The organism is Actinoplanes sp. KI2, assembly GCF_025630775.1.
Taxonomy (GTDB): domain Bacteria; phylum Actinomycetota; class Actinomycetes; order Mycobacteriales; family Micromonosporaceae; genus Actinoplanes.
This window is the reverse complement of record NZ_JAOSZE010000033.1, coordinates 42,564-62,741: the sequence shown is the minus strand read 5'-3', so window position 1 is coordinate 62,741 and position 20,178 is coordinate 42,564. Positions and strand designations below refer to the sequence as shown.

Genomic DNA, 20,178 nt, shown 5'->3' with positions numbered 1-20,178 from the left:
TCCCGATCAGGTCTCAACTGCCCTTGCGCACACGCGCTTCGAGCCGTTCCCGCCCGGCCGGCGGGGTCAGTTTCGCGAAACGCTCCAGCGCATCGCGTGCCTCCCCCGTGACACCATCCGGCACCTGCACGTCGACCGTGACGATCAGATCACCGGGTGGTCCGTTCTTGCGGGCCACACCCTTGCCCCGGGCCCGCAGCTTGCGCCCGCTCGGCGTGCCGGGCGGCACCCGCATGGTGACCGGGCCGTCCAGCGTCGGCACTCGCAGGTCGGCGCCGAGCACCGCCTCGGCGATGCTGATCGGCAGGGTCAGCGTGAGGTCGTCCCCGCTGCGCCCGAAGATCTCGTCCGGCCGCACGCCGACCTGCACGTACAGGTCGCCGGCCGGACCGCCGCGGTCGCCGGGCTCGCCCCGGCCGCTGAGCCGGATCCGCTGCCCGTCGGCCACGCCCGCCGGGAAGCGGACGTTGATCGTGCGGGTCTTGGTGACCCCGCCGGTGCCGCGGCACTCGGCGCACTTCTCGTCGACGATCGTCCCGGCGCCCTGGCACTCCCGGCACGGCTCGGAGAAGCTGAACGAGCCCTGGTTCCGCGAGATCAGGCCGCTGCCGTGGCACTGCGGGCAGGTCCGTGGCGAGGTGCCGGCCTTCGCCCCGCTGCCGTGGCAGGTGTCGCACTCGCCGGCCGACCGCAGCGTCAGCGGCAACGTCGTGCCGCGTACGGCCTGGACGAAGTCGAGGGTCACCTCGGTCTCCACGTCCCGCCCGCGGCGAGGGCCGCGCCGGGCCGCGCCGCCGCCCGGACCCCCACCCGAGAAGATCGAGCTGAAGATGTCCGAGAAGCCGGCGCCACCGAAGCGCCGGTCGCCCGCGCCGCCCGCCGCGCCCGCGTTGGAGAACCCGCCGAACAGGTCGGACGGGTCGAACTGCTGACCACCGGAGCGTGCCCCACGACGGAACGCGCCCGAGCCGAACAGCGAGCGCATCTCGTCGTACTCTTTGCGCTTCTTGTCGTCGGAGAGCACGTCGTACGCCTCGGAGGCGGCCTTGAACTTCTCCTCGGCCTCCCGGTTGTCCGGGTTCCGGTCGGGGTGCAGATCGCGAGCAAGCTTGCGGTACGCCTTCTTGATCTCGTCGGTTGAGGCGGATCTGTTCACGCCCAGGACGGCGTAGAAGTCCTTCTCGAGCCAGTCCTTCGAGCTCATCTCGTCCACCTCCGCCTAGCGGTAGTCCCGCCCACCGCATGGCGGTGGGCGGGACGAGCCTGTGAGATCACTCCGGGTCGGCCACCGCGACCAGGGCGGCCCGCAGCAGCCGCTCACCCAGCGTGTAACCCCGGCGCATCACCTCGACGCAGGTCGGCTCCGTGACGTCGGCCGACGTCTGGTGCGCGACCGCCTCGTGGCGGTTCGGGTCGAACGGGTCGCCCTTCTCGCCGAAGGCGATGAGCCCGAGCTTGCCGGTCACCGCGGTGAGCGATTCCGCCACCGAGGCGAACGGACCGACCAGGTCGCCGTGCTCCCGGGCCCGGTCGATGTCGTCGAGCACCGGCAGCAGCGCGGTGAGCACCGCTCCCGTGGTGAGCTCGGCGGCGGCCGCCCGGTCCCGGTCGACCCGCTTGCGGTAGTTGGCGTACTCGGCCGTGATCCGCTGCAGGTCGTGCGTGCGCTCGTCCAGCTCGCCTCGCAACGCCTCCAGCTCGGCCCCGAGGGCAGGCTGCTTGGGCTCCTCATCCGCGGGGACCGCGGCGCCGTCCTCCGGTTCGGCGGCGCGGTGGGCACCGCCGGTCGACTTCTCCTTGACCGTGGCGGTGCCTTTCGCCTTCACCTCGGCTTTCGGATCTATCTTGCGGCGGTCCCGGATGACGACCCGCTCGGTCGCCTGACCGTCGTTCTCGTCGTCCGCGGCAGTCACTTCTTGTCGTCCTCCACGATCTCGGCGTCCACGACGTCGTCGCCACCGTTACCACCGGCCGCCGGGCCGGCGCCGGTCGCGCCCCCGGGTGCCTGGGTACCGTCGGCGCCGCCGGTGGCCGCCTGGGTCCCGTCACCGCCCTGCGAGTAGAGCTGCGAGCCGGCCTCCTGGGAGACCTGCGAGAGCCGCTCGTGGGCCGACTTGATCTTCTCGATGTCGGAGCCGCCGAGCGCGCCGCGCAGCTCGCCGAGCGCGTCACTGATCTTGCTCTTGCTGTCCTCGGACAGCTTGTCGCCGCTCTCGGCCAGGAACTTCTCGGTCTGCCACTGCAGCTGCTCGGCCAGGTTGCGGGTCTCCGCGTCCTCGCGGCGCTTCTTGTCCTCGTCCGCGTGGTCCTGCGCGTCGCGCATCATCCGCTCGATGTCGTCCTTCGGCAGCGCCGAGCCGCCGGTGATCGTCATCTTCTGCTCCTTGCCCGTGCCCAGGTCCTTGGCGGACACGTGCACGATGCCGTTCGCGTCGATGTCGAAGGAGACCTCGATCTGCGGTACCCCGCGCGGAGCCGGCGCGATGCCGCTGAGCTCGAAGGTGCCGAGCTTCTTGTTGTACGCCGCCATCTCGCGCTCGCCCTGGAAGACCTGGATGAGCACCGAGGGCTGGTTGTCGTCGGCGGTGGTGTAGACCTCGGAGCGGTGCGCCGGGATCGTCGTGTTCCGCTCGACCAGCTTGTGCATGATGCCGCCCTTGGTCTCGATGCCCAGCGAGAGCGGGGTCACGTCGAGCAGCAGGACGTCCTTGACCTCACCCTTGAGCACGCCGGCCTGCAGCGCGGCGCCCACGGCGACGACCTCGTCCGGGTTGACGCCCTTGTTGGGCTCCTTGCCGGTCATGCTCTTGACCAGGTCGGCGACCGCCGGCATCCGGGTCGAGCCGCCGACCAGGATGACGTGGTCGACGTCGGACAGCTTGACGTCGGCGTCCTTGATCGCAGACTCGAACGGGCCCTTGCAGCGGTCGAGCAGGTCCTGCGTCATGCGCTGGAACTCGGCGCGGGACAGCGACGTGTCCAGGTGCAGCGGGCCGTCCGGGCCGGCCGTGATGTACGGCAGGTTGATGCTCGTGGTGGTCGCGGCGGACAGCTCGATCTTCGCCTTCTCGGCGGCCTCGCGCAGACGCTGGAGGGCCATCTTGTCGGCGCCCAGGTCGATGCCGTGCTCGCCGCGGAAGGTCTTGACCAGGTGGTCGATGATCCGCTGGTCCCAGTCGTCGCCGCCCAGGTGGTTGTCGCCGGAGGTCGACTTGACCTCGATGACGCCATCGCCGAGCTCGAGCAGCGAGACGTCGAAGGTGCCGCCGCCGAGGTCGAAGACCAGGACGGTCTGCTCCTTGGAGCCCTTGTCCAGCCCGTACGCGAGGGCCGCGGCGGTGGGCTCGTTGACGATCCGCAGGACGTTCAGCCCCGCGATCTCGCCGGCCTCCTTGGTGGCCTGGCGCTGCGCGTCGTTGAAGTAGGCCGGGACGGTGATGACCGCGTCGGTGACCTGCTCGCCGAGGTACGCCTCGGAGTCGCGCTTGAGCTTCATCAGCACCCGCGCCGAGATCTCCTGCGGGGTGTACTTCTTGCCATCGATGTCGATCGACCAGTTGGTGCCGATCTCCCGCTTGACCGAGCGAATGGTCCGGTCCGGGTTCGTCACCGCCTGGCGCTTGGCGACCTCGCCGACAAGCACCTCACCGTTACGGGCGAAGGCGACGATCGACGGAGTCGTCCGGGAGCCCTCCGCATTGGCGATGACGGTGGGCTCGCCTCCTTCCAGAACGCTGACGCAGGAGTTCGTGGTGCCGAGGTCGATGCCGACCGCACGTGCCATGGTGTTCCTCACTTCAGGACAAGGTTGAGTGGAACCGACTCAATGATGCCACGGGCCCGCCAACCGTCAAACCGAAGTTGAGCCAACTCGGCGCAAGTGCGTTCGCCGCCAGCACTTCGGTAGATACCTGTCCGGTCACGGCATACCGGCACCTGTTGTCCTGCATGCATAGATCAGGCACTCTTTACCCGTGACGACGCACGGTGACGCGGTCGGTCCATCGGCCCTATCCGCCGTGGGCGCCGCAACGCAAGAGCCTGCCGGATCGGACGAGAACGGCATGACGAGCACGGTTTCGACCGATGCCGGTGACAACACTGATCCTACGGAAGCCGTCGTGTCCCCCATCCAACCGCCCCAGCCGCCGCCCAAAAAAGGACTAAAGGCTGATAATCCACAGCCCGATCCTCCGGGCGAAGCGTCGTCCGCATCCGATGACGTGATCGCGGAGGGTGATCAGGATTCCAAGATCGAGTTACCGGCAGCGACCGTCGAGCCCGATGACCACCCGCCGGTAACCGAGAATTCATCCGACCCGGAAAGCGGACAAAACGCCGCCGCGGATGAGACGACGATCACCGCATCCTCGACCGCCGTCGAGCCGTTCGTCGACGAGCCGGCCATCGCCGAGCCGCCGGCCGCGCTCGGGCGGCTCGCCACGGCACTCAGCCACCTGCGGGCCGCGATCGGCGGGGCGCCGTACCCGCTGGTCATGCCCTCGGCCGACGAGGCTCGCCGGGTCGGCGCCGCGCTCGTCGCCCAGCTCGACGACTACCTTCTGCCCCGGCTGGCCCGGCTGGACGCGCCGCTGCTGGTGGTGGTCGGCGGCTCCACCGGCGCCGGCAAGTCGACCCTGGTCAACAGCCTGGTCCGGGCGCCGGTCAGCAAGGCCGGCGTGCTGCGCCCGACGACCCGCTCGCCGGTGCTGGTCAGCAACCCGTCCGACCTGCCGTGGTTCCGCCAGGGCCAGCTGCTGCCGGGACTGGTCCGCACGCCGGAGTCCAGTGCCGACCCCCGTACGCTGCAGATCGTCTCCGCCCCCGCGCTCGGTTCCGGCCTCGCCTTCCTGGACGCCCCGGACATCGACTCGGTGGTCGAGGGCAACCGCAAGCTGGCCGCGCAACTGCTCGCCGCCGCCGACCTGTGGCTGTTCGTCACCACGGCGGCCCGATACGCCGACAACGTGCCCTGGGAGCTGCTCACCACCGCCCGGCTGCGCGGCACCGTGATCGCGCTGGTGCTGGACCGGGTGCCGGGCGAGGCGGCCGGCGAGGTCACCGCCCACCTGCGGGAGATGCTGACGGCACGCAACCTGGGCGCCGCCCCGCTGTTCGTGCTCCCGGAGACCACCCTGGACGGTCAGGGGCTGATCGCCGAGGACGTGATCGGGCCGCTGCACGACTGGTTCGGTCAGCTCGCGGCCTCCGCGACAGCCCGGTCGGCGGTGGTGCGCCAGACGCTCGACGGTGCGCTCGCCGCGCTCGGGCCGGCCGTCGAGGGCCTGGCCGACGCCGCCGACGAGCAGGCGGTGGCCGCCCACGCGCTGGACGAGCGGGTGACGGTCGCCTACCGCACCGCGCGGCAGACCGTGGTCGAGGGCCTGCGCGACGGCCGGCTGCTGCGCGGCGAGGTGCTCGCCCGCTGGCAGGAGTTCGTCGGCACCGGCGAGTTCATGCGCACCCTGGAAAACCGGGTGGGCCTGCTGCGCGACCGGCTGGTGTCGGCGGTCACCGGTCGCCCGCTGCCGGGCCGCAACCTGCAGACCGCCCTGGAGTCGCAGCTGGTCACGCTGCTGCGCGGGGTGGCGACCGACGCCGCCGAGCAGGCGTATTCGGGCTGGCAGGCGCATCCGGCCGGCGCCGCGCTGCTCGCCCCCGAGTTGCAGCGCCCCTCGGCCGATCTGCCCGAGCGCGCCGACCGGCTGGTCCGTGACTGGCAGCAGTGGGTGCTCGGCCTGGTCCGCGAGCAGAGCGCGGAGAAGAGAGTGGTGGCACGCGGCGCGGCCTACGCGGTCAACGGCGCCGGGCTCGCCGTCATGATCGCCGTTTTCACCTCGACCGCCTTCATACCCACCGGGCTGGAGATCGCGGCGGGCGTCGGCACCACCGTCGCAGCGCAGAAGGTGCTCGAGGCCGTCTTCGGCGACCAGGCCATCCGCGGGCTGGCCAACCGGGCCCGGGAGGACCTGCTGTTCCGGATCGGCGAGCTGCTCGACGCCGAGGCGGCCCGCTACACCGACCGCACCTCGGCGATCGGGATCGATCTGGCGCCGGCGGCGGACCTGCGCCGGGCCGCGCGCGACGTGGAGGCCGCCCGGGCCGACCTCGCGTTGACGGGGAGCGCGACATGAGCTTGATTGAGAAGGTGCGTGGGGCGCTGACCGGTACCGACGGCCGGGTGGACGCCGAGGAGCTGGTCCAGCGCCTCCAGGCGCTGGCCAAGTTCCTGCGTCTGGTGGATCCCTACCTGCCCGACGCCGACCTGGTCGCCGCGCACACGCTGGTCGAAAGGGCCGGCAACCGCCTGTCCCTCTCCCGCGACCACACCGTGGTGGCGCTGGCCGGCAGCACCGGCAGCGGCAAGTCGAGCCTGTTCAACGCGCTCGCCCGGCTCAAGCTCTCGCCGGTGGGGGTGCGCCGGCCGACCACCGGCGCCGCGCACGCCTGCGTCTGGGGGCCGCTCGAGCCGGCCAACCAGCTGCTCGACTGGATCGGGGTGCTGCCACGGCAGCGCTTCATCCGGGAGAGCGCGCTGGACGGCGACGACGAGGCCGCCCTGCGCGGGCTCGTCCTGCTCGATCTGCCCGATTTCGACTCGATCGAGCGCAGCCATCGGCTCGAGGTCGACCGCCTGCTCGGCCTGGTCGACCAGGTGGTCTGGGTGGTCGACCCGCAGAAGTACGGCGACCGGATCCTGCATCAGGCCTATCTCTCCCAGTTCCGCGAGCACACCGGTGTGACGATCGTGGTGCTCAACCAGGCCGACCGGCTGTCCACCCACGACACCGAGGTCGTCCTCGGCGATCTGCGCCGGCTGCTCGAGGAGGACGGCCTGCCCGGCGCGCCGGTGCTGGCCACCTCGGCCAAACAGCCCGGCATGCTGCACGAGCTGCGCGAGACGCTGGAGAAGACGGTCGCCGACCGGCAGGCCGCGCTGCGCCGGCTCGCCGGTGACCTGCAGACCGTGGGCGAGCCGCTGACCGCGATGATCGGACCGCCGGCCGCCGAGGACGAGGTCGACCGGGCCACCGTACGCCAGCTCGCCGAGACGCTGGCCGCGTCGGCCGGGGTGGGCGCGGTCGCCGACGCCACGGCGCGGTCGTACCGATACCGGGCCACGGCGGCCACCGGCTGGCCGGTCCTGCGCGGGCTGCGCCGCCTGCGGCCCGACCCACTGCGCCGGCTGCACCTCGGCGAGAAGCCGGCCACCGACGCGGTCTCCACCGACATCGTGCCGCGCACCTCGCTGCCGGAGGCGGACGCCGCACAGCGGTCCGCGGTCGGCATCTCGGTGCGGGCGGTCGCCGATCGCGCGGCCGCGCCGCTGCCCGAGGTCTGGAAGCCCGCGCTGACCACCGCGGCCCGGTCCCGGGTGGACGACCTGCCGGACGCGCTCGACCGGGCGATCGCCAAGACCGAGCTCGGCGCCGGCCGCACCCCGTTGTGGTGGCGCGGCGTCGGCATGCTGCAGTGGCTGCTGGTCGCGGCGACGGTGGCCGGGCTCGGCTGGCTGCTCACCGGGTACGCGGTACGCCTGCTCGGCCTGCCCGAGCTGCGCTATCCGAAGCTCGGCGAGGTGCCGCTGCCGACCCTGCTGCTGCTCGGCGGCATAGTCGCGGGACTGGTGCTCTGGCTGTTGCTGAAGCCGATCGTCGACGTGGGCGCCCGGCATGCCCGGGCCAAGGCCGAGCAGCGGCTGCGCGCGTCGGTCACCGAGGTCGCCCGGGAGTACGTGGTGGCGCCGGTCCGCGAGGTGCTCAATGCGTACGCGCAGGCCCGGGAAGCGCTCACGACCGTTCGTTCGGAGTAGTCTCCGGCGGTCCGAACCCCGGTACGCTCGCGGTATGCCGGCTTCATCGAGTGCGTTCGAGGCGGTTCTGCACGCGGCCCGCGACGTGGCGAAGCTCGACTGTGCGCTGGACGCCGAGATGTTGGGCACCGCACTGCTCGGCAGCGTCTACTCGATGGCCGAGACCGACCGCGCGGTGGCCGTCCGCGAGTTCGTCGGCGAGTTCCTCGCCGCGACCAACCGCCGGCGTACGGCGGCCGCCACCACGATCCGCGAGGTCTTCGCGGCGCTGGTGCCCGACGCGGCCGGCGCCGCTCAGGTCCGCCGGGGTGCGCAGGCGCCGTCGTGGGCGGCCGAGCTGGGGCGGGTCCGCCCGACCGGCTGCTACGCGTACGGCGACGTCTACGGCGACCAGACGTCCTATCTGGTCACCTTCGCGTACGAGAACGCCGGCGGCGGCCCGGAGCACGCGGTCGTCGCCCTGGTCGACCACAACATCGGCATCACCAAGGACGTGTTCGTCGGCGCCTCGGCCGAGCGCATCCTCCAGCAGGTGCGCGAGATGTGCGCCGAGGACGAGCTGACCTGGTTCCGCGAGGAGGACCCGGGCCGCCTGCGAGACGAGGTCGACCGGCATCTGGCGATCACCGACGGGCTCGGCTCGCTGCCCTCCGAGGGTTCGCTGGCCACCGACCGGGCGCTGGCCGCCGCCCGGATAGCGCTGCTGCCGACGGCGACCACCCCACGGCTTGCCGAGCCGCCCCAGCAGAGCAACACCGACCTGGCCCGCGACTTCCTGGCCGGCCCGGAAGCGGCCCGGTTCGGGCTCGACCGGGTGACCCGGGACGACGAGCTGGCGTCCCTGCACTTCTGCCTGAGCCTGCTGCTCGACCACGCGGCCACGCTGCCCGGCGCCGACCCGCTGCGCTGGAGCCCCGCGGTGGCCGGGCTGTTCCTGCTCGACTGGGTGCACCGCCGGGCGGTCCTGGACATGGACGACGCGGCGATGCTGCCCCGGGTGACCCGCGCCTGGTCGGCGTACACGGCCCGCCGGCGCAAGCTGCCCGAGGCGGCCGCGATCCAGATCGACGATCTGGTCGAGGAGATGATTCCCGAGTTCGCCCGGCTCTATGCGACCGGCGAGCGGCGCAGCCCGGCGACCGCCGCGGTGGCCCAGCTGATCTCCGAGGGCGTCGACCCGGACGACCACGACGCGATCGAGGCCTGGCTGGACGCCAACCGGCACCGCCTGGACGAGACCTGAAACGCCAACCGGCACCGCCTGGACGAGGCCTGAAACGCCGACCGGCGCCGCTCGGACGAGACCTGATCGGGTCGCCGGCTACCAGCGGCCGCTGAGGTCGTCGGTCTGCTCGGCGTGGTGCCGGCCGACGCGGGAGCTGCGCAACTGGGCCGGGGCGTCGTCGATGTGGTGCGGGCTGCCGGCCCGGTGGCTGCCGCGGTACGCCCCGTCGCCGCGGTTGTCGTCGGCGCGTGACTCCGAGGCCAGGCGGCGCGCGTTCAGGCTGCCCTGGGCGTAGCTGCGTTCGAGGATGCTGGCGGCGCGGATGTTGTGCGGGCGTTCGGGCACGACTGACCTCCGACGGTGCTCGTACCGGTCGCTCGACCGGTGGCTGGCGGTGTAGCGGGCGCAGTAGGGGGCGTCCTCCTGCGACGAGGAATCGTCATCCGACATGTCGGGAAAAGCTGATCGGGCGAGCTGAGACGGATCCGTGATGTCCGTCGAGGGCAGTTCCGATGGCGTGCTCGGGTGCGAGCGTGGATGCGACGAGGAATGCGCGGGCCGGGTGGAGTGGCCACCCGCGGACCGGACCGGGAAGGCGACCGTCGACGACGTCCCGGTCGACCCGCCGGTCCTCGTCCGGGCTTTCGGGCGGGCCGCACCGGGCTTGCCCGGCGTAGCAGCGGACCGCTTTCCGGCGTACCGGATGATCTGCTTGTCGCCCTTGATCGACGGCCGGCGCCGGCCGACCTCGCCCAGCAGCCGACCGGCCCGGGCGACCGCCTCGGCGACCTCGGGCGGCATCGCCAACGGCGACGCGCCCGCCCGGGAGTCCGGCCGGCTCCGGATCGGACCGGGCGAGGCCGGCGGCAGGAACGGGATGTCCATCGTGTCGGTGCCCCCGCCGGCGATCTCGTTCGTCCCCGCGGTGATCGCCGCGAGCGTGGGTATCGACGCGAGCCCGACCAGAAGAGCCACGATGAGCACATACCGCCGAGTCGGTCCGGAGAAGCCGGTATCGGCCCGGTAAACGCCGTTCAGCCGCTTCCGCATGACCTTCAGCGGCGGCACGCGATCCTCGTCTGGCTGCTCGGGCACGAGCGGTTCCCTCCCCTGGGCTACCGATCCACACGGATCGGTCTCGGTCAAACAGGAGAACGACGCATGGGAACGCGGGGAGCGGGAAAAACCTCCGTTCGTACGGTAGTGACCGTACGAAAACCGCTTATTAGGACAAATAAGGGCACCGATATTACCGGTGAATTTCCCGACTGTGATCTCCCCGACCTGTAACGGCGCTCACGTTCTCTGTCAGGATGAAGTCGACGGCACCGCGGCCCGCCTCTTCGGGGGCGAGGTGGGGACCGTCACACACGGCGGGGCCCCGGGTCACGCCGAAGCGTCGCGCGGCAACCTCACCAAGGTCAGGCGCGGCGACCCAGCGGTTCGCCGCGCGGACGGGCAATCCCCGCCGCGGGCGCAGAGATGAACAGGGAGACACGGATGGCGAACGGCGAACGCGAAGTCGGGGGAGCAGACGCTCCGGCCGGCGGCTTCGTCCAACTGCTCACCCCCGACGGGGAGCGCGTCGACAGCGTCACCACCGCGGACGGCACGACGTACACCGTCGACTTCACCGATGACGAGTATCGAGAGCTCTACCGCGACCTGGTGACGGTACGGCGGCTGGACGCCGAGGCGACCGCCCTGCAGCGCCAGGGCGAGCTCGGCATCTGGGCCAGCCTGCTCGGCCAGGAGGCGGCTCAGGTCGGCTCGGGTCGCGCGCTGCGCCCGCAGGACATGGCCTTCCCCACCTATCGCGAGCACGGCGTCCTCTACTGCCGCGGGATCGACCCGATCATGCCGTTCGGCCTGTTCCGGGGCGTCGACCAGGGCGGCTGGGACCCGAACGAGTTCAAGTTCAACACGTACACCATCGTCATCGGCGCACAGACGCTGCACGCCACCGGCTACGCCATGGGCATCACGATGGACGGCAAGACCGGCAACGCCGACGGCGAGGCCGTGATCGCGTACTTCGGCGACGGCGCCACCAGCCAGGGTGACGTCAACGAGGCCTTCGTCTGGTCCGGCGTGTTCAACGCGCCGATCGTGTTCTTCTGCCAGAACAACCAGTACGCGATCTCCGAGCCGCTCGAGCGGCAGACCCGCATCCCGCTGTACCGCCGCGCGCTCGGCTACGGCTTCCCCGGTGTCCGGATCGACGGCAACGACGTGCTGGCCACCTACGCGGTGACCCGGGCGGCGCTGGACCAGGCCCGCAACGGCCAGGGTCCGACGCTGATCGAGGCGTACACCTACCGGATGGGCGCGCACACCAGCTCGGACGACCCGACCCGCTACCGCATCGCCAGCGAGGTCGAGTCGTGGAAGGCGAAGGACCCGATCGCCCGGGTGAAGGCGTTCCTCGCCAAGCAGCAGCTCGCCGACGACACGTTCTTCGGCGAGGTCGACGAGGCCGCCAAGAAGCTCGCACTCGACCTGCGCGAGCGGGTGCTGGCCATGCCCGACCCGCAGCCGGTGACCCTGTTCGACAACGTCTACCCGAACGGTTCGCCCGAGGTCGCGGCGCAGAAGGCCGAGTTCGAGCAGTACCACGCGTCGTTCGAGGGGAGCGCCCACTGATGGTCGAGACAATCACTCTGGGCAAGGCCCTCAACAACGGCCTGCGCCGCTCGCTCGAGGACGACCCGAAGGTCGTCATCATGGGCGAGGACGTCGGCAAGCTCGGCGGTGTGTTCCGGATCACCGACGGCCTCCAGAAGGACTTCGGCGAGGACCGCGTGATCGACACCCCGCTCGCCGAGTCGGGCATCGTCGGCACCGCGATCGGCCTGGCCATCCGCGGCTACCGCCCCGTCTGCGAGATCCAGTTCGACGGCTTCGTGTTCCCGGCGTTCAACCAGATCGTGGCCCAGGTCGCGAAGATGTACTACCGCTCGCTGGGCAACGTGAAACTGCCGATGGTGATCCGTATCCCGTTCGGCGGTGGCATCGGCGCGGTCGAGCACCACTCCGAGTCCCCCGAGGCGCTTTTCGCGCACATCCCCGGTCTCAAGGTCGTGAGCTGCGCGAACCCGGCGGACGCGTACATGATGATCCGCCAGGCGATCGCCTCGGACGACCCGATCGTCTTCTTCGAGCCCAAGCGGCGCTACTGGGAGAAAGGCGAGGTCGACCTGGACGCCCCGCTCGCCGGCGCCTTCCCGCTGCACTCGGCGCGGGTGGCCCGGCCGGGCACGGACGCGACGGTCCTCGCGTACGGCCCGATGGTCCGCACCTGCCTGGACGCGGCCACCGCGGCCGCCGAGGACGGGCGGAACCTCGAGGTCATCGACCTGCGCTCGCTCTCCCCGCTGGACATGGGCACGGTCTACGAGTCGGTGAAGCGCACCGGCCGGGCCGTCGTCGTGCACGAGGCGCCGGGCAACCTGGGCCTGGGCGCCGAGCTGGCCGCCCGGATCACCGAGGAGTGCTTCTACTCGCTGGAGGCGCCGGTGCTGCGGGTGACCGGTTACGACGTTCCCTATCCGGCCGCCCGGGTCGAGGAGGACTACCTCCCCGATCTCGACCGGGTGTTGGACGCCGTCGACCGTTCGTTCGGCTGGTGACGGCGATGTCGCGGATCAAGGAGTTCACCCTGCCCGACCTCGGTGAGGGCCTGACCGAGGGAGAGATCCTCTCCTGGCTGGTCAAGGTGGGCGACACGATCGAGCTGAACCAGCCGATCGTCGAGGTGGAGACGGCGAAGGCCGCGGTGGAGATCCCGGCGAAGTGGGCCGGCGTCGTCACCCGGATCTTCCATGAGGCGGGCACGACGGTCGAGGTGGGCGCGCCCATCGTCGCGATCGACACCGACCCGTCGGGCGGTGCGCTGCCCGAGCCGTCGGCGGAGTCGCTGGCGGCCGTCGAAGTGGCGCCGGCCGAGGGCGCGGTCGAGCCGGGCCTCATCGGCGGCCCGGCCCCGGGGGGCCGCACCGCCGTCCTGGTGGGTTACGGCCCGCGGACCACCGCCGCCAAGCGTCGACCCCGAGTGGGTACGCCGCCGGCACAGCCCCCGGTGGCCGCCCCCGCGGCGGCCCCGGAACCCGAGCCGGTGCCCGAGCCCACTCCGCTGGCGGCGCAGGCCTTCGGCCGCGGTGGGCCGGTTCTGGCCAAGCCCCCGGTGCGCAAGCTGGCCCGGGACCTGGGCGTCGACCTGACCGCGATTACCGGAAGCGGGCCGATGGGGTCGGTGACCCGGGACGACGTACACAAGGCGGCGGCACAACCGCAGGCCGCGGCACCCGCCGCGACCCCGGCACCGGCCGCCGCGGTCTTCGACGCCTCCCGCGAGCAGCGGATACCGGTCAAGGGTGTCCGAAAGCTGACCGCGGAGAACATGGTGGCGTCGGCGTTCAGCGCGCCGCACGTCACCGAGTTCCTCACCGTCGATGTGACGCGCGCCATGAAGGCCCTCGAGAAGATCAAGGGCCGCCGCGAGTTCCAGGACGTCCGCGTCTCGCCACTGCTGTTGGTGGCCAAGGCCGTGCTGCTGGCGGTCAAGCGGCACCCGATGGTCAACTCGACCTGGTCGGGTGCGACCGGCGAGATCGTGGTCAAGGAGTACGTGAACCTCGGCATCGCCGCGGCGACCGAGCGGGGCCTGATCGTTCCCAACATCAAGGACGCCGGGCGACTCACCCTGCGCGAGCTGGCCGAGGCGCTGAACACACTTGTCCAGGTGGCGAGGTCGGGTAAGACCCCGCCGTCGGACATGGCCGGCGGCACCCTCTCGATCACCAACGTCGGCGTTTTCGGGGTCGACACCGGCACCCCGATCCTGCCGCCGGGCGAGTCCGCGATCCTGGCGTTCGGCTCGGTCAAGCCCACGCCGTGGGTGCACAACGGCAAGATCAAGGTCCGTCAGGTAACCACCCTCGGGCTCTCCTTCGACCACCGGATCATCGATGGCGAGCTGGGCTCGAAGTTCCTCCGGGACATCGGCGAGTTCCTCACCGACCCGGAGGCGACTCTGCTGTCCTGGACGTAGGAAAGTTAGGGCAGCGGTTTGTCTGACCTTAGATTATTAGGCTAGTGCTCACGATCACCCCATAAATCGTTGGCTGCTCTGTTCGGGACGAGTCACCATTGACTTGCCTCGAACAGAGCACCAAAGACGTGGCCTCACGAGGGCCAAAGGGGAAGTGACACGCACCATGAGCATCGCCGACCGCCTCCGCCAGCGTCGAATGATCAACCGCGAGAACCGGGCCATCGACCGGGCGTTGCGCACCGCGCCCACCGAGTCCATGCGCAACGAGATCGCCATCTTCGCGCAGCGCAAGACCTTCTGATCCACCGCGTTACGACGGCCCGCCCGGATCCATCCGGACGGGCCGTTCCGTCCTTGAAGACACCCTTAAAGATCCGTTCACGATCCCCTTCCGGGCGTACACCGGGATTCCTCCTGTCGCGTCGGCCCGGTACGGTTGGGCACGGTTCCCGCCGGCTCGGCCGGTCGGCGCGGGGCTGGGGCCTGACGCACCCGCGTCGTCCGAGGGTCCCGCACGGCCTGGCCGCAGAGCTGGGCACGGCGCGCCGGTCCGATTCGCCGGTGAGTCACGTCCGTGCAAAGCTGGCACGGCCGCATTGACGAGGAGGCGCTCATGACGTCCGAGGGGCAGTACGCCGGTATGCAACCGGCCGAGGCCACGTCGGGCGGTCATCCGTCGGACGACTTCCCGCCGGACGCCGACGCCCGCCGCGCCGCGGGCCGGGCCACCGCACCGCCGCCCACCGACGGTTTCCCCAGCTCGTACGCTCCACCCCCGCCGGCCACGCCGAACGGTGGCTCGCCGTTCGTGGTGCCCGCGGTCCGCACCTTCGGCTCGGGCTCCGACGCGGCCCGGCCCACCGCCCCGTCCGGCACCTCGTACGGGTCGGCCCGGGTGCCGCAGCCCGAGGGGGACAACGGCTCGCAACCGCAGCGGGCCGCCTCGCCGTACGGCTCGGTCTCGCCGGGCTCCGCGGCGTCCTCGTACGGGTCGGCCACGCCGAACGCGGCCTCCTCGCCGTTCGCGCCGCCCGCTCCGGCCGGTTCTTCCGATTCGCCTTTTGTCCCTGCCTCCGGCAACGCCCCCGAGCCGCCGCGCTCGGCGTGGGCGCCGCAGCAGGTCCCCGCGCCCGCCGACGGCGGGGGCAACCCGCTCCCGCTGCCACAGCGCACCCCGGCTCCGGTCGACCCGGGCACGATCGGCGAGTTCGACGGCTTCGCGGCCGGCTCGCCGGGTCGCGGCACGATTCCGCCGCCGCCCCCGCCGCCCGCTCCCGCTCCCGCTCCCGGTCCCGACCTCGACCCGGCCACCGGGCGCGCGCCCGGCCTCTCCGCCTTCGGTGACCAGCGGGTCCGGGTGCCCGGCGCCACCCTCGGCGACCTGCCCGACGCGCCGCCCGCGGCCCGCCCGCGCACCGGCGAGAGCGGCGGCTTCCCGCTGCGCGGCGGCAACCCCGACGAGGGGCGCCCGGCCGAGAGCAGCGGCTTCCCCCTGCGCGGCGGTAACCCCGACGAGGGACGTCCCGCCGAGAGCAGCGGCTTCCCCCTGCGCGGCGGTAACCCCGACGAGGGACGTCCCGCCGAAAGCAGCGGCTTCCCCCTGCGCGGCGGTAACCCCGACGAGGGGCGTCCCGCGGAGAACGGCGGCTTCCCCCTTCGGTCGGGTGGCGCGAGCTTCCCCACCCGACGGGGTGACAGCGGCGGCTTCCCGCTGCGCGGCGCGGCCACCGTGCCGCCGGCGCCGGCGATGGGCGAGCCCAAGTCGGAGCCGCCGGCCGCTCAGCCGCCCGCGCCCGTCATCGACCTGCCGATCCGCAGCCAGCACGCGCCGTTCCGGCCCCCGGCGGCCGAGGAGCAGGCGCATCCGTACGGTCGCCCCGCCTTTGCCGACGACCAGTCGGGCGACCCCTTCGGGCGTCGTCCCGCCGACGACCAGCCTGGCGACCCGTTCGGGCGTCGCTCCGCCGACGACCAGCCGGGCGACCCATTCGGGCGTCGCTCCGCCGACGACCAGCCGGGCGACCCGTTCGGGCGTCGACCCGGGGTTGAGCAGTCGCCCGCCGCCGAGGCCGGCCGGGGTGGACTGCCCGACCAGTTCGGCCGTCCCGGGCCTGGCGAGCAGTCGCCGGGTGCCGCGTTCGGGTCGGCTCGGCCCACGTCGGCCGGCTCGCCGTTCGAGCAGCCCGGTGCGCCCGCCGCCTACGGTTCCGCCCAGCCCGCCGGCTACGGTTCCGCCCAGCCCAGCGGCTACGGATCTGCCCAGCCCGCCGGTGCCCAGCCCGCGGCGGCGCCGTTCGGCGGTGAGGCTTCGGCGCCCGGCCAGGGCGACTCCGGGGAGGCTGCGCCGTTCGCCGCCCGACCCGTGAGTGAGCGTCCCGGATCTGCCGCACCGTTCGGCGAGCGTCCCGGATCTGCCGCACCGTTCGGCGAGCGTCCCGGATCTGGCGCGCCCTTCAGCGAGCGTCCCGGATCTGGCGCGCCCTTCGGTGAACGGCCGAGGTCTGCCGCGCCCTTCGGTGAGCGGCCCGGGTCTGGCGCGCCGTTCGGTGAGCGTCCAGGGTCTGCCGCACCTTTTGGCGAGCGTGCCGAGCCCGGATCCGCCGCCCCCTTCGGTGAGCGGCCGGTTTCCGGGTCGGCTTCCCCCTTCGGGGAGCCGCCGGCGCCGTTCGGCGAGCGTCCGGGGTCCGCGGCCGCGGCCTTCGGCGAGCGGCCCGCGTCGCCGGCGCCGTTCGGCGAGCGTTCCGACGCGCCATTCGGCGAGCAGCGTCCCGACGCGCCGTTCGGGTCACCGTCCGGCGCCGAGCAGCCGCCCTACGGCGCGATGCCCGACGCTCAGGACGGGCACTCGCTCTACCGGCGTCCCGAGACCGGGGAGTCCGGCGGTTACCCGCAGCGGGTGCCCGGCGCCATGCTCGGCTCGGCCAGCTCCCCGGTCGTTGCGGAGAGCCGCAACGGCTCGGTGCCCGCTCCTCGCGACCCCGCCGAGCAGTCCTCCGCGGTCGGCTCGGCTCGCCCGGTGACCGCGAGCGCCTCGGTGCCGTCGGCCAGCCGGGTCCCCCCGGTCGACCCCGCCGAGATCCCGCCGCCGGCCGCCGCGCCGCAGGCCCGCGTCTACGGCCGCCCGGCTCCGTCGGGCGAGCCCGAGGACGAGGAGCCCCTCAGTACGCCGGCCGGCAGCACCGAGTCGCCGTTCGACGACCGTCCCGCCTCGGGCGGGTTCGGCTCCCCGGCGTACCCGCAAAGTCAGGGTGACCACAGCGGACCCGGCGGCCAGCCCGCCCCGGGCGTCGCGCCGCAGTCGCCGGCTCGCGCCACCGCGCGGGCTTCGGCGAGCGCCCGCGTCGCCCCGCCCACGGATTTCCCCGGCTCAGGTGCCCCGGCTCTCCCGGGCCAGGGTGTCCCGGCCGAGCAGCCGCCGTTCGGTGGCGAGCAGCCCCCCTTCGGTGGCGAGCAGCCGCCGTTCGGTGGCGAGCCGCCGCGCGCGATGCCGTCGTTCGGCGGGGCCAGAAACCCGGCGTCGTCCGGGGGCCCGGCGTTCGGCGAGTTCATCAGCCCGTCGGCGCCCAGCGGTCCGAGCGGCTACGCGCCGGAGCAGTTCAGCGAGCTGACCACGGATATCGCGGGCCGGGAAAACCCGTACTCCCCGCCGAACCCGAACGGCACCGCGCCCTACCCGGCACAGGGCCTCAACGGCGCCGCCGTGGACTTCTCCGGCGCGATGAGCCGGGCGACCGTGACCCCGCCGAGCCCGGACGACACGACCAACTGGCCGGGCCCTGCCGAGCAGGGCCGCTTCGACCAGTTCAAACCGGATGCGGAGGGTGCGGCCCCGGCCAAACCCGACGCGCCGCGGGTACGCCTGCTGCCGATCCTGATCGCGGTCGTGGTCGGCGCGATGCTGCTGCTCGGCGTCGTGTTCGGCATCGTCTACCTGGTCGCCGGGGACAAGTCGAAGGCGATCAGCGTCAGCACCGGCGACTGCGTCAAGCGGGACGGCAACGCCGCGGTGAAGGCGGACTGCGGCGACGCGTCGGCGTACACGGTGGTGTCGATCGTCGATGAACAGTCGAAGTGCGACGACCCGAAGCAGCCGTACGTGCAGAACCCGACCGGCGACGGCAAGACCCAGATCCTCTGTCTGAAGCCGAAGAGCTGACGCCGAAGAACTGACGCTGTAGCGCTGACGCCGGCGCGCTGACGCCGGCGTCAGCGCGCCAATGCCGGTGCCGATGTCATCCTGACCACCTTCGTGCCGTACCGGTCCGCCGCGACTGGCACGATGGTGCGATGACTGCGCGCGTGCGGGCACCCGAGCTGCGGGGCCGGGGCTGGCTGAACACCGGTGGCAGGAATCTGACGCTGGCCGACCTGCGCGGCAAGATCGTCATCCTGGACTTCTGGACCTACGGCTGCATCAACTGCCTGCACGTCCTGGACGAACTGCGTCCGCTCGAGGAGAAATACGGCGACGCGCTCGTGCTGATCGGCGTGCACTCGCCCAAGTTCGAGCACGAGCGGGACCACCAGGCGCTGCTCGCCGCGGTCGAGCGGTACGGCGTGCACCACCCGGTGATCGACGACGCCGACATGCACCTCTGGCAGCAGTACGCGGCCAAGGCCTGGCCCACGCTCGCCGTGATCGACCCGACCGGTTACCTGGTCGCCTCGATGGCCGGCGAGGGGCACGCCGAGGGCCTGTCCCGGCTGGTCGACGAGCTGATCGCGAAGCACGCCGCGGACGGCACCCTGCATCGCGGCGACGGTCCGTACGTGCCGCCGCCGCCCGCGGACACGTTGCTGCGCTTCCCCGGCAAGGCGATCGAGCTGCCCAGCGGCAACCTTCTGGTCTCGGACACCGCACGGCACTCGATCGTCGAGCTGACCCCGGACGGCGAAACGCTGGTACGCCGTTTCGGCAGCGGCGAGCGGGGCGCCCCGTTCAGCGAGCCGCAGGGCCTCCTACTGCTCCCGCCGGAGGTCGCGTCCCGGGTCGGTTACGACGTTCTGGTCGCCGACACGGTTCACCATCAGCTGCGCGGCCTGTCGCTGACCAGCGAAGAGATCACCCTGGTGGCCGGCACGGGCAAGCCGTGGCGCTCGGCGGTCGACGGCACCCAGCCAGCTCTCGACGCCGATCTGTCCTCGCCGTGGGATCTGGCCTGGTTCGACGACCGGGTCATCGTCGCCATGGCCGGCATCCACGAGCTGTGGTGGTTCGACCCGGCCGAGGCCACCGTCGGCGTCTACGCCGGCACCACCGTCGAGGCCCTGCGCGACGGCCCGATCCCGGACGTGTGGATGGCCCAGCCGTCCGGGCTGTCGGTGGGCGGCGACCGGCTGTGGATCGCGGACAGCGAGACCTCGGCGGTGCGCTACATCGAGGGCGGGGTCATGCACACCGTCGTCGGGCAAGGGCTGTTTGATTTCGGGCATATCGACGGGCCGGCCAAACAGGCGCTACTCCAGCACGCCCTGGGGGTGGCCGCGCTGCCCGACGGGTCGGTGCTGATCGCGGACACGTACAACGGCGCGGTTCGCCACTACGATCCGGCGACCGACGTGGTGTCCACGGTGGATTCCGGGTTGGCCGAGCCGAGCGACATCCTGGTGACGCGGGCCGGCGCCGTTTTCGTGGTCGAGTCGGGGGCGCATCGGCTGACCCGACTGGCGCCCGGGGTGTTCAAGACGGTGACCGGTGAGCGGCACCGGACCGAGCGGCCGCCGTCGCCGGTGGCGCCCGGACCGTTGACCCTGGATGTGATCTTCAGCCCGGCGCCGGGGCAGAAGCTCGACACGCAGTTCGGGCCGTCCACCCGGCTCGTGGTGTCGGCCTCGCCGCCCGAGCTGCTGCTGGACGGCGCGGGCAGCACGACCGAGCTGTCCCGTGCGCTGGTGATCAACCCGGCGGTGGCCACCGGCGTGCTTCAGGTGGTGGCGCAGGCCGCTACCTGCGACGTCGACGAGGAGTTCCCGGCCTGCCACCTCACCCGGCAGGACTGGGGAGTGCCGATCGTCGTCACCCCGGACGGCCCGGCCCGCCTCCCGCTGATCCTCCGAGGCATGGACGAGTCGTAGGTTCTCGGGGCA

At 72.2% G+C, this 20,178-nt stretch carries 13 protein-coding genes; 9 read left to right on the top strand and 4 right to left on the bottom strand.

What is annotated here, in order from left to right:
• Nucleotides 1-13 precede the first annotated feature (13 nt).
• From dnaJ to dnaK, 3 genes are all read right to left on the bottom strand, one after another.
• Complete coding sequence (gene dnaJ / locus ODJ79_RS31400; protein WP_263027239.1) at nucleotides 14-1,204, bottom strand: molecular chaperone DnaJ; 1,191 nt, start codon at nucleotides 1,202-1,204, stop codon at nucleotides 14-16.
• A 67-nt stretch (nucleotides 1,205-1,271) separates the two neighbouring features.
• The gene (gene grpE / locus ODJ79_RS31395; RefSeq protein WP_263027238.1) at nucleotides 1,272-1,913 is read right to left on the bottom strand and encodes a nucleotide exchange factor GrpE; all 642 of its coding nucleotides are present in this window, start codon (nucleotides 1,911-1,913) and stop codon (nucleotides 1,272-1,274) included.
• On the bottom strand, nucleotides 1,910-3,784 hold the full coding sequence (gene dnaK / locus ODJ79_RS31390; RefSeq protein ID WP_263027237.1) for a molecular chaperone DnaK: 1,875 nt from the start codon (nucleotides 3,782-3,784) through the stop codon (nucleotides 1,910-1,912). The genes grpE and dnaK overlap by 4 nt, the downstream gene beginning before the upstream one ends.
• Nucleotides 3,785-4,496: 712 nt before the next feature.
• Between dnaK and ODJ79_RS31385 the strand changes: the two genes are divergently transcribed.
• Genes ODJ79_RS31385 through ODJ79_RS31375 form a run of 3 tightly spaced genes read left to right on the top strand, consistent with a single transcriptional unit; the run spans nucleotide 4,497 to nucleotide 9,056 of the window.
• The gene (locus ODJ79_RS31385; protein ID WP_263027301.1) at nucleotides 4,497-6,134 is read left to right on the top strand and encodes a GTPase domain-containing protein; all 1,638 of its coding nucleotides are present in this window, start codon (nucleotides 4,497-4,499) and stop codon (nucleotides 6,132-6,134) included.
• Nucleotides 6,131-7,813 (top strand): GTPase, encoded by a 1,683-nt coding sequence (locus ODJ79_RS31380; protein WP_263027236.1) that lies wholly within the window; start codon nucleotides 6,131-6,133, stop codon nucleotides 7,811-7,813. The genes ODJ79_RS31385 and ODJ79_RS31380 overlap by 4 nt, the downstream gene beginning before the upstream one ends.
• Before the next feature lie 34 nt (nucleotides 7,814-7,847).
• On the top strand, nucleotides 7,848-9,056 hold the full coding sequence (locus ODJ79_RS31375; RefSeq protein WP_263027235.1) for a hypothetical protein: 1,209 nt from the start codon (nucleotides 7,848-7,850) through the stop codon (nucleotides 9,054-9,056).
• A 78-nt stretch (nucleotides 9,057-9,134) separates the two neighbouring features.
• Here ODJ79_RS31375 and ODJ79_RS31370 read toward each other — a convergent pair whose 3' ends face one another.
• Nucleotides 9,135-10,133, bottom strand: coding sequence for a hypothetical protein (locus tag ODJ79_RS31370; RefSeq protein WP_263027234.1), 999 nt, complete (start codon nucleotides 10,131-10,133; stop codon nucleotides 9,135-9,137).
• Between the two features lie 405 nt (nucleotides 10,134-10,538).
• Between ODJ79_RS31370 and pdhA the strand changes: the two genes are divergently transcribed.
• From pdhA to ODJ79_RS31340, 6 genes are all read left to right on the top strand, one after another.
• Nucleotides 10,539-11,681, top strand: a complete 1,143-nt coding sequence (gene pdhA, locus ODJ79_RS31365) for a pyruvate dehydrogenase (acetyl-transferring) E1 component subunit alpha (protein ID WP_263027233.1) — start codon at nucleotides 10,539-10,541, stop codon at nucleotides 11,679-11,681.
• Nucleotides 11,678-12,667: an alpha-ketoacid dehydrogenase subunit beta gene (locus ODJ79_RS31360; protein WP_263027300.1), complete on the top strand. Its 990-nt coding sequence runs from the start codon at nucleotides 11,678-11,680 to the stop codon at nucleotides 12,665-12,667. Before pdhA ends, ODJ79_RS31360 begins: the two co-directional genes overlap by 4 nt.
• 5 nt (nucleotides 12,668-12,672) lie before the next feature.
• Nucleotides 12,673-14,088, top strand: a complete 1,416-nt coding sequence (locus ODJ79_RS31355) for a dihydrolipoamide acetyltransferase family protein (protein WP_263027232.1) — start codon at nucleotides 12,673-12,675, stop codon at nucleotides 14,086-14,088.
• 166 nt (nucleotides 14,089-14,254) lie between these two features.
• A complete protein-coding gene (locus ODJ79_RS31350) occupies nucleotides 14,255-14,392 on the top strand; it encodes a hypothetical protein (RefSeq protein ID WP_263027231.1) in 138 nt (45 codons plus the stop codon).
• Nucleotides 14,393-14,704: 312 nt separating this feature from the next.
• Nucleotides 14,705-18,247, top strand: coding sequence for a hypothetical protein (locus tag ODJ79_RS31345; protein ID WP_263027230.1), 3,543 nt, complete (start codon nucleotides 14,705-14,707; stop codon nucleotides 18,245-18,247).
• Nucleotides 18,248-18,378: 131 nt separating this feature from the next.
• Nucleotides 18,379-20,166 (top strand): NHL domain-containing thioredoxin family protein, encoded by a 1,788-nt coding sequence (locus ODJ79_RS31340; RefSeq protein WP_263027229.1) that lies wholly within the window; start codon nucleotides 18,379-18,381, stop codon nucleotides 20,164-20,166.
• Nucleotides 20,167-20,178 lie beyond the last annotated feature (12 nt).

What these genes read in the sequence shown, in the direction of transcription:
- dnaJ (WP_263027239.1), bottom strand. Translation starts at nt 1,204, where the DNA reads ATGAGCTCGAAGGACTGGCTCGAGAAGGACTTCTACGCCGTCCTGGGC.
- dnaK (WP_263027237.1), bottom strand. Translation starts at nt 3,784, where the DNA reads ATGGCACGTGCGGTCGGCATCGACCTCGGCACCACGAACTCCTGCGTC.
- ODJ79_RS31385 (WP_263027301.1), top strand. Translation starts at nt 4,497, where the DNA reads ATGCCCTCGGCCGACGAGGCTCGCCGGGTCGGCGCCGCGCTCGTCGCC.
- ODJ79_RS31380 (WP_263027236.1), top strand. Translation starts at nt 6,131, where the DNA reads ATGAGCTTGATTGAGAAGGTGCGTGGGGCGCTGACCGGTACCGACGGC.
- ODJ79_RS31375 (WP_263027235.1), top strand. Translation starts at nt 7,848, where the DNA reads ATGCCGGCTTCATCGAGTGCGTTCGAGGCGGTTCTGCACGCGGCCCGC.
- pdhA (WP_263027233.1), top strand. Translation starts at nt 10,539, where the DNA reads ATGGCGAACGGCGAACGCGAAGTCGGGGGAGCAGACGCTCCGGCCGGC.
- ODJ79_RS31355 (WP_263027232.1), top strand. Translation starts at nt 12,673, where the DNA reads ATGTCGCGGATCAAGGAGTTCACCCTGCCCGACCTCGGTGAGGGCCTG.
- ODJ79_RS31350 (WP_263027231.1), top strand. Translation starts at nt 14,255, where the DNA reads ATGAGCATCGCCGACCGCCTCCGCCAGCGTCGAATGATCAACCGCGAG.
- ODJ79_RS31345 (WP_263027230.1), top strand. Translation starts at nt 14,705, where the DNA reads ATGACGTCCGAGGGGCAGTACGCCGGTATGCAACCGGCCGAGGCCACG.
- ODJ79_RS31340 (WP_263027229.1), top strand. Translation starts at nt 18,379, where the DNA reads ATGACTGCGCGCGTGCGGGCACCCGAGCTGCGGGGCCGGGGCTGGCTG.